General features: G+C 33.5%; 14 protein-coding genes. 8 read left to right on the forward strand and 6 right to left on the reverse strand.

Translation table 11 applies throughout. The annotated features are described in order from the left end of the window. Positions 1–49 precede the first annotated feature (49 nt). Genes ABYI63_RS10935 through mraZ form a run of 3 tightly spaced genes read right to left on the reverse strand, consistent with a single transcriptional unit; the run spans position 50 to position 1,762 of the window. Positions 50–367, reverse strand: coding sequence for an FtsL-like putative cell division protein (locus ABYI63_RS10935; protein WP_372756386.1), 318 nt, complete (start codon positions 365–367; stop codon positions 50–52). Between the two features lie 41 nt (positions 368–408). Further along, positions 409–1,305, reverse strand: a complete 897-nt coding sequence (gene rsmH, locus ABYI63_RS10940; RefSeq protein WP_372756387.1) for a 16S rRNA (cytosine(1402)-N(4))-methyltransferase RsmH — start codon at positions 1,303–1,305, stop codon at positions 409–411. Continuing rightward, positions 1,292–1,762, reverse strand: a complete 471-nt coding sequence (gene mraZ / locus ABYI63_RS10945) for a division/cell wall cluster transcriptional repressor MraZ (protein ID WP_372756388.1) — start codon at positions 1,760–1,762, stop codon at positions 1,292–1,294. The genes rsmH and mraZ overlap by 14 nt, the downstream gene beginning before the upstream one ends. A gap of 291 nt (positions 1,763–2,053) precedes the next feature. On the opposite strand from mraZ, the gene ABYI63_RS10950 reads away from it, so the two are divergent. The 3 genes from ABYI63_RS10950 (at position 2,054) to ABYI63_RS10960 (ending at position 4,156) form a co-directional block, all read left to right on the forward strand. Further along, positions 2,054–2,821, forward strand: a complete 768-nt coding sequence (locus ABYI63_RS10950) for an alpha/beta fold hydrolase (protein WP_372756389.1) — start codon at positions 2,054–2,056, stop codon at positions 2,819–2,821. A gap of 76 nt (positions 2,822–2,897) precedes the next feature. Next, positions 2,898–3,509 (forward strand): ribosome biogenesis GTP-binding protein YihA/YsxC, encoded by a 612-nt coding sequence (yihA, locus tag ABYI63_RS10955; RefSeq protein ID WP_372756390.1) that lies wholly within the window; start codon positions 2,898–2,900, stop codon positions 3,507–3,509. 233 nt (positions 3,510–3,742) lie between these two features. Further along, positions 3,743–4,156, forward strand: coding sequence for a VOC family protein (locus ABYI63_RS10960; RefSeq protein WP_372756391.1), 414 nt, complete (start codon positions 3,743–3,745; stop codon positions 4,154–4,156). Between the two features lie 57 nt (positions 4,157–4,213). Here the strand turns inward: ABYI63_RS10960 and ABYI63_RS10965 are convergent, their stop codons facing one another. Both ABYI63_RS10965 and ABYI63_RS10970 read right to left on the reverse strand, forming a co-directional pair. Continuing rightward, entirely contained in the window at positions 4,214–5,308 is a 1,095-nt protein-coding gene (locus tag ABYI63_RS10965) for an ABC transporter permease (protein WP_372756392.1), read from the reverse strand. Between the two features lie 7 nt (positions 5,309–5,315). Further along, entirely contained in the window at positions 5,316–7,454 is a 2,139-nt protein-coding gene (locus ABYI63_RS10970) for a carboxy terminal-processing peptidase (RefSeq protein WP_372756393.1), read from the reverse strand. Positions 7,455–7,633: 179 nt separating this feature from the next. On the opposite strand from ABYI63_RS10970, the gene surE reads away from it, so the two are divergent. The 5 genes from surE (at position 7,634) to ABYI63_RS10995 (ending at position 12,544) form a co-directional block, all read left to right on the forward strand. After that, complete coding sequence (surE, locus tag ABYI63_RS10975) at positions 7,634–8,410, forward strand: 5'/3'-nucleotidase SurE (protein WP_372756394.1); 777 nt, start codon at positions 7,634–7,636, stop codon at positions 8,408–8,410. Next, positions 8,403–8,687 carry a hypothetical protein gene (locus tag ABYI63_RS10980; protein WP_372756395.1) on the forward strand — a complete coding sequence of 95 codons (285 nt, stop codon included), beginning with the start codon at positions 8,403–8,405 and terminating at the stop codon, positions 8,685–8,687. The genes surE and ABYI63_RS10980 overlap by 8 nt, the downstream gene beginning before the upstream one ends. Before the next feature lie 87 nt (positions 8,688–8,774). Then, positions 8,775–9,887 carry a lipid-A-disaccharide synthase gene (gene lpxB, locus ABYI63_RS10985; RefSeq protein ID WP_372756396.1) on the forward strand — a complete coding sequence of 371 codons (1,113 nt, stop codon included), beginning with the start codon at positions 8,775–8,777 and terminating at the stop codon, positions 9,885–9,887. Between the two features lie 8 nt (positions 9,888–9,895). Further along, entirely contained in the window at positions 9,896–10,480 is a 585-nt protein-coding gene (locus tag ABYI63_RS10990) for a C40 family peptidase (RefSeq protein WP_372756397.1), read from the forward strand. 24 nt (positions 10,481–10,504) lie between these two features. Further along, on the forward strand, positions 10,505–12,544 hold the full coding sequence (locus tag ABYI63_RS10995) for a ComEC/Rec2 family competence protein (protein WP_372756398.1): 2,040 nt from the start codon (positions 10,505–10,507) through the stop codon (positions 12,542–12,544). 29 nt (positions 12,545–12,573) lie between these two features. Here ABYI63_RS10995 and ABYI63_RS11000 read toward each other — a convergent pair whose 3' ends face one another. Further along, positions 12,574–13,122, reverse strand: coding sequence for a thioredoxin family protein (locus ABYI63_RS11000; RefSeq protein ID WP_372756399.1), 549 nt, complete (start codon positions 13,120–13,122; stop codon positions 12,574–12,576). Positions 13,123–13,190 lie beyond the last annotated feature (68 nt).

The raw sequence follows: 13,190 nt of genomic DNA on the forward strand, positions 1-13,190 counted from the left end.
AAAATACAATCTATGCAATATTTTCTTTTCGTTTACCACTTAGTATTCTTTACTCTTGTGTTTTTACCTTTATTTTTTTTGGCGGAATTACCGACGGCGCTATGCCTTTTTTTAACATAACCTCTACAACATTGGATTCCATTTTAAGTTTCATCAACCTTGAACGACCATCAATAAAGGCAGAACGCATTTCGTTTACTTCATTTTTCAATCGCGCTATTTCGTACACCTTTTTGTCAGCACTGTGCGAACTCGCAATCATGATGATAGCTAAAGCCGAAATAAAAATGATAAACCTCCAATTTTTAAAAGAGTCGTCACTTACCAAAAAAGTACCTTTCAACAGTTTATAAATATTTGTCTTCATATCATTTACCTTCGGCTTTAACACCAATTAGTCACCTCTAATTATATTTTTTCGGCTATGCGAAGCTTTGCACTTCTCGCCCTACTATTTGCGTTTATTTCAGCTTTAGAAGGCACTATCAAGCCGCCAACTTTTTTTAATGGCACTTCAAAATTTCCATACATATCACGCTCGGGTTCACCTTCAAAAAGACCATTTCTTATAAAGCGTTTCACCAACCTATCTTCTAAAGAATGATAGGAGATAAAACTCAAACGCCCATGTTCTTTTAAAATCTCTGGCGTTTGCAACAAAAACTCTTTTAACGCTTCAATCTCTTGGTTTACCTCTATGCGAATAGCCTGATATATTTGAGCCAACACCTTATTCTCATGCCTTGGAGGCAAAAACCTACTAAGCACCTTCTTAAGCTGCTCACTAGTAACAATTGGCTCAACCTCTCTACTTTCCACAATCAATCTCGCCATTGCAGGTGCAGCCCTTAATTCTCCATACTGCAAAAAAACCTGTTTCAGTTGCTCCTCATCATATTTATTTACCACATGAAAAGCCGATAAGTTATTTTGCTGATTCATACGCATATCCAAATTAGCCTCAAAACGAGTTGAAAAACCACGTTCAGCAACATCAAATTGATGAGAAGACACTCCAAAATCCGCCAAAATCCCATCCACCTGTCTCACGCCATGAAATCTCAAAAAACGTTTTATGAATCGAAAATTCTCGTTTATCAAGACAAACCTGGAATCATCAATAACATTCTCAAGAGCATCTTGATCCTGATCAAAAGCAAACAATCTTCCTTTATCACCAAGCCGCTTTAATATCTCTTTACTATGGCCGCCCCCACCAAAAGTTACATCCACATATATCCCATCCGGATTTATATTTAATCCATCAACAGTTTCTTTTAATAATACCGGGTTATGATATTCCATAATCATCGTCATCTTGTCCCATCACCTCTTCTGCTAAATCTGCAAAATCTACAGTAGCATCATCAATGGCTTGTTCATATAAATCTTTATCCCATATTTCAATAATATTTACCACCGAAGTAATCACTATATCTTTTGAAATATTCGCAAATACCGTCAAATCCTTTGGTATCAATAAGCGTCCATTCGTATCCACTTCCACCATTTTAACCCCAGCAGTAAAGCGACGGATAAAATCATTATTCTTCTTTTTAAACTTATTAAGCTTATTAATTTTCTGCATAAGAACCTGCCATTCACCCATAGGATACAATTCCAGACACTTTTGAAACACCGAACGACGCAGAACAAAACCATCCTCCAAAACCGAAGACAGCTGTTTTTTAAGCAGAGAAGGCATCATTAACCTGCCTTTAGCATCCACTTTACAATCGTATGTTCCTGTTAATAAGTCCAATGCAGTTTGAAAAAATTTGAGTATTTGTGATTCAAATATATTGAAATTTTACCACTTTTTACCACTTTCTACCACATTGTTAATAAATTTTCGATTATCTGATATTAAAAATCCCATTCATCCAACACTAACACTTATAGACACTAAAAATCAATACTTTAAAGTCTATCATTTTATAATATCAGAATTGTTAACATCTCTGTGATGAAATTTTAATATAGAGCCTTAATAAAGTCATTGAAATTTGAATGAAATAACTATATTTGTTTCAAAGCAATGACCAACTGATTAATGACGCATCGATTAAAAAAAGAGAAAAATTACAGCTACATTGAAGCCGGTGAAGGCACACCCATTATCGTTTTACACGGCTTAATGGGAGGCTTGAGTAATTTTGATGCGGTAATAAAACACTTTAGTCAAAAAGGCTACAAGGTTATTATTCCCGAGTTACCTATTTACACCATGTCTATTCTTAAAACCAACGTTAAAAGCTTTGCTAAATACCTGAATGACTTTATAACATTCAAAGGCTTTAACGAAGTTATTTTATTAGGCAACTCCTTAGGCGGCCACATAGGTTTATATCACACCAAATTACATCCTGAAAAAATAAAAGGACTTATAATCACAGGAAGTTCAGGTCTTTACGAAAGTGCCATGGGCGGTGGTTACACCAAGCGCAGTGACTATGAAGTTATAAAAAAGAAGGCTCAAGATGTTTTTTACGACCCTGCAATTGCTACTAAAGAAATTGTAGACGAGGTTTATGAAACCGTAAACGACCGCAATAAACTTATAAAAACCTTGGCTATAGCAAAAAGTGCCATTCGCCATAATATGGCAAAAGATTTACCAAAAATGAATATTCCAACCTGTATAATTTGGGGAAAAAATGACAATGTAACACCTCCTGAAGTTGCAGTGGAATTTGATGAACTATTACCAGATTCTGAGTTGTTTTGGATTGATAAATGTGGGCATGCTGCCATGATGGAACATCCTGAAGAATTTAATCAAATCATGGATTCTTGGTTACAGAAACGAGGTCTTATATAGAAAAATCCCATATTGGGAATATATAATTTTCAATTAATTAAGATTTCCATCTTTTTGGAAATAAAAATAACTAGTAATGCATATTAAATCTGCTGAGTTTGTAATGAGTAATTCTGATGTGGCGAAATGCCCCAAAGGACAACTCCCCGAATATGCATTTATTGGTAGAAGTAACGTTGGAAAATCGTCTCTTATAAATATGCTAACTAGCCGAAAAAGTTTAGCTAAAACATCTGGACGACCAGGAAAGACACAACTTATCAATCATTTTTTAATAAATGAAAATTGGCATTTGGTAGATTTACCTGGGTATGGCTATGCTCGAGTTTCTAAAAGCTCGAAAAAAGTATTTCAAAAATTTATTACGGAGTACTTTGGTTTACGTGAACAATTGGTTACGGCCTTTGTTTTAGTAGATGTTAGACACAAACCCCAACCCATCGATTTAGAATTTATGCAGTGGTTAGGTGAAAATGGCGTACCGTTTTCCATTGTTTTTACAAAAGCAGACAAACTTAAACCAAATGCCATTTTAAGACACGTTGAAGAGTATAAAACAGTACTTCTAGAAACTTGGGAAGAAATGCCCAAATACTTTATAACCTCATCCAGTAACGAAGCTGGAAAAGATGATGTTTTGAGCTATATTGATGAACTAAACAATAATATGAACTTAGATTCTTTCTAAAACCATCTTTCTTCATCCTAATAACCACCAAAATTGATTTAGCAAAAAAACTGACTAAATTCATTTAAGGTCCTATATAAAATATCACATCAATTTTTACTTAAGTTATTGAGACATATTATGACAATTACTGAAAAACAAACATTAGCATAACGTGAATTAAGAGTATATACTTGTTCTGCTTTTTGTATTTGAAGCAAATTAGCCGAACACAAAATGAAACTTACAAAAAAATGAGCTTTAACCTAATCGAAAATGCCATTCAATTTAGAATTGCAAGGCCAACAAATCAACTCGCTGCAATCAAGATATTTTACATAGAAGGTTTAGGTTTTAAGGAAATAGGCTCTTTCACTGAACATGAAGGCTATAGTGGAATAATGTTAGGCTTTCCCAATAGCCAATACCACCTTGAATTTACCACACATAAAGACGGAGAACAACTACCACCTCCAACAAAGGAGAATCTTCTTGTTCTATATTTTGATACGGTAGAAAAATACACAAAGGCAAATGAGCGTTTATTGCAAATGGGAATAAATCAAGTAGAACCTATAAACCCTTATTGGATAGATAAAAGTCAAACCTATGAAGACCCTGACAAATGGAGAATCGTTCTTTTTAATGGCGTATATACTCACAAATAAATTAAAAATACTGGTTATATAAAACTGTTAAGCATTACTTTTTAGAGCCAACAAAAATCAACCCTTAACATCAAGTGCATCTCGTAATGCATTTCCAATAAGCATAAAGGCCATAACCAAACTCATTATACAAAGTCCAGGTATGATGGCTAAATAGGGCTTGCCTAAAATAATATAATTATAATGATCTTTTATCATGGCTCCCCAGCTTGCCATGGGCGGTTGTGCCCCTATACCCAAAAAGCTTAGCCCGCTTTCAATTAAAATGGCTGCCGCAAAATTGGCTGCCGAAATAACAATAACAGGCGCCATAATATTGGGCAATATATGTTTAGTAATAATTCTAAAATCGTTAAATCCCAAAGCTCTTGCGGCTGTTACATACTGCATTTCTTTGGCACTAATTATTTGTCCGCGTACTACCCTAGCAACTTCAACCCACATGGTAAGCCCAACGGCTATAAACACTTGCCAAAAACCCTTTCCTAAGGCCAAGGTAATTGCAATAACCAATAATAAGGTTGGGATAGACCAAGTTACATTGATTATCCACATAATGAGTGCATCTACTTTACCTCCAAAATAACCTGCGATACTTCCCATAAAAATACCAACAACCAATGATATAAAAACAGCCACAAAACCAATAAAAAAGGATATTCTAGCACCCACCAATACTCTACTTAGTAAATCCCGGCCATACTTGTCGGTCCCAAAAAGAAAGCTTTTTTCTTTTATGAAGTTAGTAACCTCTCCATTAGGAAATACGCTTAGTGACAAGCTTTTTTCAACCCCATCCAAGCCATCGGAAGCATATTCTTTATAATTTAAAATATCCCCTTGAATACTATATGCCGTAATAGGAATTTCAGTATCTGCATTTTCATTTCCAAAAAACAATTTATCGAATACACTTTGTTCGGTTTCTAAATCGGTGGGAATGGTAAGCATTTGCACCTTAAACCCCGGTTTCTTAGAATGAATCGTCAAATGCATTTGATTTGCATATTGTGAATTATCAGGCGCTAATAAATACGCAAACACAGAAACGATTCCTACCAAAATAATGAAACAACAACTAAAAACGCCCCAAAAGTTCTTTTTAAACTTTTGGAGCGCTAATTGTTTTAATGAGCTTGATGTTTGACTCATGTAATATTTATTTTTTTGTGGCTGCCGCTACCTTTTTTATAGGGTAAGAAATTTTCAAATCTTCCAAAACATTAACTGCTTCTTCAACGTAAATATCTTGACTTAAAGTTTCATGCCAACGCGTGCGCTTCTCTTTTAGATCGGTTGTATCTTTTGTAAAAAGTGCTTTTTCGTATTTAGTTGAATCAAAAGTTAAATTGGTTTTATAATTTGTTAAAGCATCAAAACGTTTCGCTTCCTCTTCATTTAAATCTAAACCAGCTTTATATTTCTTGTAATTTAAAGGCACAATGGTTTCATCAATTTTACTTTTTACCCATTTTGCATTTTCCTCTATAAGTTTAAGTTGTGTATTGTTACTCATACGCGCCTTACTGTTCTTGATAGTGGTATCGTAATCAAAATAATTATCCCATGGTGAATAATCGGCTGCATCAATTTCATCCCAAGGTAATGGATTATCTTTATCCTTTTCACCTACCTCTATGAAACTAAAACGTCCAGGTACATTTACATCACTTTTTACGCCTTCCAATTGCACAGAACCTCCGTTAATTCTATAATACTTTTGAGTTGTAAGAGCCAATGCACCTAAATCGCCACTCGTATTACTTCTTAACATATTATTTAGGTTTATAACATTTTGAACTGTTCCTTTTCCATATGTTTGTTTTCCACCAATAATAATGGCTCGTTTATAATCCTGCATAGCAGCTGCCATAATTTCGGATGCTGAGGCTGATATTTCATTTACCAAAATAACCAAAGGCCCATCCCAAGAAATAGATTTATCCTTATCACTCAACACCTCTTTCGCTTCTCCAGTAGAGCGTACTTGAACAATAGGACCTTCTTTAATAAATAAACCAGCCATCTCTACTACAGCAGGTAGCGATCCACCGCCATTATTTCGTAAATCCAAAACCAAACCTTGAATGCCTTCTGCCTTTAATCTCTCTATTTCCGCTTTCACATCCTTGGCAGCATTTACGTTTTTATAATCTTTAAAATCAACATAAAAAGACGGCAAATCGATAATTCCAAAAGTTGCATTGTCCTTTTTAATCACAGATGATTTTGCATAAGTTTCTTCCAATTCAACCACATCTCTGGTTATGGTAACATCTCGTATGGTACCATCTACTTTTTTGATGGTTAAAGTTACTTTAGTTCCTTTTGGCCCTTTAATATATTTGATAGCGTCGTTGATACGCATTCCTACAATATTTACAGGAAACGCCTCGTTTTCCTGTTTTACTTTCAAAATTACATCTTCAACTTCAAGCTCTTTACTTCTCCACGCAGGACCTCCAGAAATTAGTTCTACAATTTTAATATGATCCATACGCTTTTGTAAACGCGCACCAATGCCTTCTAATTTCCCAGACATACGTTGGTCAAAATCCTCTTTACTTTTAGGAGCCAAATAATAGGTATGAGGATCAAACTCTTCAACTATGGTATTTATATAAATTGCAAACCAGTCTTCACGTTGTAAATCATCAATATTGTCATTGAAATAGACATCGATTGATTTCAAGGTAGATTCACGAGCCTCTTTTTCAATTTCTTTTTCAGATTTCATTACGTAGGAAGGATCATTCTTTTTGGCCAACTCTTCTTGCATTAATAAATCGTGATAATTAGAAAGTGTAGAAAATTTAAGTTGTTGTCTCCAACGATCTTTTAGTTCTTTTCTATTTTTCACATATGAACTGTGTTCATAATCTGTATTGAAACTTTCATCAAGAGTATAATCAAATGGCTCTGAAAGCACCTCTTTGTAAATTTCTTTAGCTTCTTCAATTCTTTTAATCATGCGGTCGTGTACCACATTAAAAAATGTAATATCAGTTGCTTTTAACTGATCATCAATCGTAGTTTTGAATTTTTCAAAATCTTTATAATCCGATTCGTAAAAATATCTTTTTACGGGATCGATAATTTCTAAATAATCTTTAAATAGTTCTTCTGAAAACGTGTCATCTAACACTAAAGGATCAAAATGACCTTGCTCCAAAACAAACGTGATAACCTGAATTAACAATTTATCTTTATCCGGATTACTAAACTTTTTCGTTGTAAAACTGCACGAAGCAAAGGCAAGTAATAATGATAATACTAGCACTTTATAATTCCTTTTCATAATTTTTTTCATTCCTTTTATAATCTATGGCCCGTCATGCGCCCAGCATTTTTTTACTAAAATAAAGAAAAAACTATGCCATTTAGAGTAATGTGCTACTAATTTTTTGTTAAACTGAAGAAATAGCCCATTTCCTGCTGAATTTATGTATTTTTGCTATACCCTTTTTTAAGTACAAAATGACAGTAAAACCACTTATTTTAGTTACCAATGACGATGGCATTAATGCGCCTGGTATAAGAACTTTAATTTCTGTAATGAATACCATTGGAGATGTTGTTGTTGTGGCTCCAGACAGTCCACAAAGTGGCATGGGACACGCCATCACTATTGATTCCACACTTTATGTTGAACAGGTTTTTATTGATGATGGACCTCAAATTGAATTCAGTTGTTCTGGTACTCCAGCAGATTGTGTGAAACTTGCTATTAGAGAAAAACTTGAGCGAAAACCTGATATTTGCGTTTCCGGTATAAACCATGGGTCGAATTCCTCAATAAATGTTATTTACTCTGGCACCATGAGTGCTGCAATTGAGGCAGGTATTGAAGGCATTCCAGCCATTGGTTTTTCACTCCTAGATTATGCTTGGAGTGCTAATTTTGAAGCAACCAAAAGTTTTGTAAAAACCATAACAGAAAACGTTTTAAAACAAGGCATCCCTAATGGTGTTGTTTTAAATGTGAATATTCCAAACCTACCAAAGGAAAAAATAAGGGGCATTAAAATTTGCCGACAGGCCAAGGCAAATTGGGTGGAAGAATTCGATAAAAGAAAAACACCACAAGGCCGAGACTACTATTGGCTTACAGGAAAATTTGTTAATTTAGATGGTGGGGAAGATACGGATGAGTGGGCTCTAGAAAACGGCTTTATTTCCTTAGTACCTATTCAGTTTGATTTAACTGCACATCATTACATTCAAAATTTAAACACCTGGAATTTAAATGATTAAAAAAAACATTATAATAGGCATTCTTGTAGGTTTAATAGCTAATTGTATAGGCCTATTTTTAGTTGCCACATTTTTAGGGCAAGGAGACGATTTTATAACTGTTATTAAGGCAGCTGCCAAAGAAGGTTTTTTGGGTAAACTTATTAGTTTGGGGGCTATTTTAAATTTAATTGCTTTTTTTATTTTTATAAGAAAACGACAAGATTATCATGCGAGAGGCGTGCTATTAATAACTATTTTTATAGCTGTTTTTACATTTATTTTTAAACTCTTTTAACTCAATTACCTTGTCTACTCGGGTGCAGTCGAGAGGCTTTAAATAAACAATAATTAGGTTTCGACTGCACTCGACCTAACAATAAAAATGAAATATTATATTATAGCAGGCGAAGCTTCAGGCGATTTACACGGCTCCAACCTAATGAAAGCACTACTTAACGAAGATGTGCATGCAAATTTCAGGTTTTGGGGTGGCGACCTTATGCAAGGCGTTGGTGGCACTTTAGTAAAACACTATAAAGAGCGTGCCTTTATGGGTTTTGCAGAAGTTATCATGAACCTATCTGCCATTTTTAAAGATATTTCATTTTGTAAGCGTGATATTCAGGAATTTAAGCCTGATGTTATCATTTTTATTGACAATTCTGGTTTTAATTTACGTATTGCAAAATGGGCTAAACAAGCAGGTTTTAAAACTAATTATTATATATCGCCACAAGTTTGGGCTTCTAGAGCGAAACGTGTAAAAGACATAAAACGGGATATTGATGCCATGTACGTTATATTGCCTTTCGTTGAAGCATTTTACAAAAAATACGATTATAAAGTTACTTTTGTTGGCCACCCTTTAATTGATGCTATTTCCAATAGAAGGCAAGTGGATCCCTATCAATTTAGAACCGAAAATGTACTAAGCGATAAACCTATCATTGCCATATTACCAGGAAGTAGAAAGCAAGAAATAAAAAATATGCTTTCCGTTATGCTTAGTTTGGTTCATGAATATCCAAACTACCAGTTCGTAATAGCAGGAGCTCCGAGTCAGGAATATGCGTTTTACAAACCGTTTATAAACTCTGCGAACGTTAAATTCATTTCAAACAAAACTTATGATTTATTAAGTGTATCGTACGCTGCATTAGTAACCTCGGGAACTGCCACCCTAGAAACCGCTTTATTTAAGGTTCCTCAGGTAGTTTGTTATAAAGGTAGTGCCATTTCTTATCAAATTGCCAAACGGATTGTAACTTTAAAATTCATTTCATTAGTAAATTTAATTATGGATAAAGAAGTGGTTACTGAACTAATCCAAAATGATTTTAATCCAAAACGTTTAAAAAAGGAATTTGACAAAATTTTAAACGAATCGGAACGTTCTAAAATATTTATTGATTATTACGAACTAGAAAAAGCCTTAGGAGGCAAGGGCGCTAGTGAAAAAACTGCGAAATTAATTTACAAATCAATCAAAGCTTAAATTTATTTATGAGACCATTTATTATCCTAATGCTAATAGCTGTTAGTTTAAGTAGCTGTAAATCTTCAAAAACAACCGTTGTAAAAAAATCGACCTCAAAAAAAGTGATTTCAACTCCGAAAACAGAAGTTAGCTTAATAAAAACCAACGGAGCCTACGATGCTAAAAAGAGCAATGAAGATGATAATGGTAAATCTACCAAAGAAGCATCAAAAGCATTTAATATTGTTGATTACGCCAAACAGTTCAGCGGTGTAAAATACAGATTTGGAGGAACAACAAAGGAAGGAATGGATTGTTCAGGATTGGTTTTTGAATCGTTTAGGGCATTTGATATTATTTTGCCTCGTAGTTCCAGAGACATGGCAAAAATGGGAGATAAAATTACTTTAAACAATACCCAAGAAGGTGATTTATTATTTTTTAAAACCATGAACAGGCGAAATGACATTAGCCATGTAGGACTTGTAGTAAACGCTAAAAATGGCGATGTTGAATTCATTCATTCCACTACTCGTGCCGGGGTTATAGTTTCTAAACTTTCAGAAACTTATTGGGATAACGCCTTTGTTGAAGCACGTAGAATGTTATAAGATATTTCATATATTAGAGTGGTTATGAAACTACTCAATTTCACTATTATCAAACTCACGTTTTGCTTTGTTTTAGGCATAGGTATTGGTCATGGTTTTAACATTCCACTGCAGTTAAATTTACTTTTAACTGCTATAGCTTTTCTATTTGTTACCACTTTTTATTTTATCGATAGAAACCGATTTATTAAAACTATCTGGTTTGGAATTTCTGTTTTTACAACCATGGTTTTAGTTGGAATTTTAACAACCAACATTCATAATGAAAAAAACAATTTAAAACATTACACAAATCAAATTTCAAACAAAACCGATTCATTAAAGACCATTACGTTTAGGGTTAGAGAAATTTTAAAATCTGGAAACTATTATGACAAATACATTATTGACTTATTAGAAGTAGACAATGAAAAAGTAATAGGTAAGTCTTTATTAAACATTGAAAAAGACGCCACTACAAAACCATTGAAAGTAGATGAAATTTATATAAGTAAAACCATTTTTAAGGACATAATTAATCCGTTGAATCCAAATCAATTCAATTACAAATCTTACTTAGAAAAAAAATACATTTATCATCAAATATTCATTTTTGAAGGTTCTCTATTTCAAGTACAATCAAAATCACAAACACTTTTTGGTATTGCGAATGCTATAAGAAATCACATAAATGAAAAACTAAAACCTTATCACTTTAATCCTGATGAATTAAGCATAATAAATGCTCTTTTATTGGGTCAACGTCAAGATATAAGCGAGGAAGTTTACCTTAATTACACCAATGCGGGCGCCATACACATTCTAGCCATTTCCGGCTTACATATTGGCCTTATTTTATTGATATTAGAGTTTATTTTTAAGCCAATAACCTACATAAAAAACGGAAAATTATTGAATGCCATTTTACTCCTAAGCATTTTATGGAGTTTTGCTATCATTGCTGGTCTGTCGGCTTCGGTAACACGAGCAGTTACTATGTTTAGCGTGGTGGCTATTGCAAAAAACTTAAACCGACCTACCAATATTTACAATACGCTCGCTATTTCCATGCTTGTAATACTACTTTTTAAACCGCTGTTTTTATTTGATGTAGGCTTTCAGTTAAGTTATTTGGCTGTTTTTGCGATAGTAGCTATCGATCCATTATTATATAGATTATGGAAAACAAAGTATTGGCTTCCAGACAAACTTTGGCACACACTAACGGTTACAATATCTGCTCAATTAGGAATTATTCCTTTGAGCCTATATTATTTTCACCAATTTCCAGGATTATTTTTTCTTTCAAATTTAGTAATCATTCCTATTTTAGGGATTATTTTAGGGCTTGGTTTAGCAGTTATGTTATTAGCCGTTTTAAATGTTTTACCACAAATAATAGCAACTGCATACGGGCATGTTATTTGGGCAATGAATTGGTTTATAGGTTGGGTTTCAAGACAAGAAGCTTTTCTTTTCAAAGATATCCCTTTTAATCTACTGTATGTCTTTGCTTTTTACATCTTCACGATTACACTTGTACGTTACTGTATTAAACGGAACTATACATCTCTAAAATGGCTTTTAATAAGTGTTTTAATTGTACAATCTTCCATTATTTACACTTCAAACAATTCACCAGAAAATCAATTTATTGTATTTCATAAAAGTAGAAATACCTTATTAGGAAACACATCAAACAAGAGCATTTCCGTAGCTAGCGATTTAGACAGCATAACAAAACGAAAAACAAAAATCATTACCGACTATACCGTTGGAAACCACATTAAAACCATAAAAGAAGACCGATTGCAATCGGTTTATATACTAAATTCAAAAAAGTTATTGGTGATTGACAGTTTAGGAGTTTACAATATAAAATCATTTAAACCAGATTATGTTTTATTGCGACAATCACCAAAAATAAATTTGAACAGATTGATTGATTCCATCCAACCCAAATATATAATTGCAGATGGCAGCAACTACAAATCATCCATTGAGCAATGGGAAAGTACGTGTAAAAAACGAAAACTCCCTTTTTACCCAACTGGTAAAAAAGGAGCTTTCATTATTAATTATTAGTTCTAGACGAACCTTTTGTTAAGATTCATTTAACCTTTAAATTCAGGTTTGAATGCTGTATAATAAACGTTAAATTTTTCCTGAGTATCTAAAGTTTTATGGTCATCGGCTTTAAACATCTTTAAATACAACTCCAATTGAGGAGGTGATTGATACCCTCTAATTGGCGCAATAACATCTGCCTTTTCATCTAAAAAAACAATGGTTGGATAAGCTTGAATTTGCAAATAACTAGACAATTGGTGTGCCGAATTACGTCTATTAGCTAATTCTGCTTTATAATTTGGATTGGTATACGTTTTACCTTTATAATTTACCGATTCATTCCCTTCAGCATTAAATTTTACCGCATAATAATGTTGGTTAACGTATTTTGCTACATCAGGATTTTGAAACGTGTTCTTGTCTAACATTTTACATGGTCCGCACCAATTGGTGTAAACATCCATCATTATTTTTTTAGGATTTTTCTTTTGAAGCTCAATGGCCTTCTCAAGCGTTACCCAATTAATCTCTTGTGCATTGATGCTAACTGAGGTTAAAACAGCTAACATTAATAAAAATACTAATTTCTTCATAATTCACTTTGTTGTAATACGAATATCGAACTTACAAAAAATGCGCCAAAAATGGCGCATTTACTATC

Origin of the sequence: Mariniflexile sp., from assembly GCF_041583155.1 — a bacterium.
GTDB lineage: Bacteria > Bacteroidota > Bacteroidia > Flavobacteriales > Flavobacteriaceae > Mariniflexile.

What these genes read in the sequence shown, in the direction of transcription:
- ABYI63_RS10935 (WP_372756386.1), bottom strand. Translation starts at nt 367, where the DNA reads ATGAAGACAAATATTTATAAACTGTTGAAAGGTACTTTTTTGGTAAGT.
- rsmH (WP_372756387.1), bottom strand. Translation starts at nt 1,305, where the DNA reads ATGGAATATCATAACCCGGTATTATTAAAAGAAACTGTTGATGGATTA.
- ABYI63_RS10950 (WP_372756389.1), top strand. Translation starts at nt 2,054, where the DNA reads ATGACGCATCGATTAAAAAAAGAGAAAAATTACAGCTACATTGAAGCC.
- yihA (WP_372756390.1), top strand. Translation starts at nt 2,898, where the DNA reads ATGCATATTAAATCTGCTGAGTTTGTAATGAGTAATTCTGATGTGGCG.
- ABYI63_RS10960 (WP_372756391.1), top strand. Translation starts at nt 3,743, where the DNA reads ATGAGCTTTAACCTAATCGAAAATGCCATTCAATTTAGAATTGCAAGG.
- ABYI63_RS10965 (WP_372756392.1), bottom strand. Translation starts at nt 5,308, where the DNA reads ATGAGTCAAACATCAAGCTCATTAAAACAATTAGCGCTCCAAAAGTTT.
- ABYI63_RS10970 (WP_372756393.1), bottom strand. Translation starts at nt 7,454, where the DNA reads ATGAAAAGGAATTATAAAGTGCTAGTATTATCATTATTACTTGCCTTT.
- surE (WP_372756394.1), top strand. Translation starts at nt 7,634, where the DNA reads ATGACAGTAAAACCACTTATTTTAGTTACCAATGACGATGGCATTAAT.
- ABYI63_RS10980 (WP_372756395.1), top strand. Translation starts at nt 8,403, where the DNA reads ATGATTAAAAAAAACATTATAATAGGCATTCTTGTAGGTTTAATAGCT.
- lpxB (WP_372756396.1), top strand. Translation starts at nt 8,775, where the DNA reads ATGAAATATTATATTATAGCAGGCGAAGCTTCAGGCGATTTACACGGC.
- ABYI63_RS10990 (WP_372756397.1), top strand. Translation starts at nt 9,896, where the DNA reads ATGAGACCATTTATTATCCTAATGCTAATAGCTGTTAGTTTAAGTAGC.
- ABYI63_RS10995 (WP_372756398.1), top strand. Translation starts at nt 10,505, where the DNA reads ATGAAACTACTCAATTTCACTATTATCAAACTCACGTTTTGCTTTGTT.
- ABYI63_RS11000 (WP_372756399.1), bottom strand. Translation starts at nt 13,122, where the DNA reads ATGAAGAAATTAGTATTTTTATTAATGTTAGCTGTTTTAACCTCAGTT.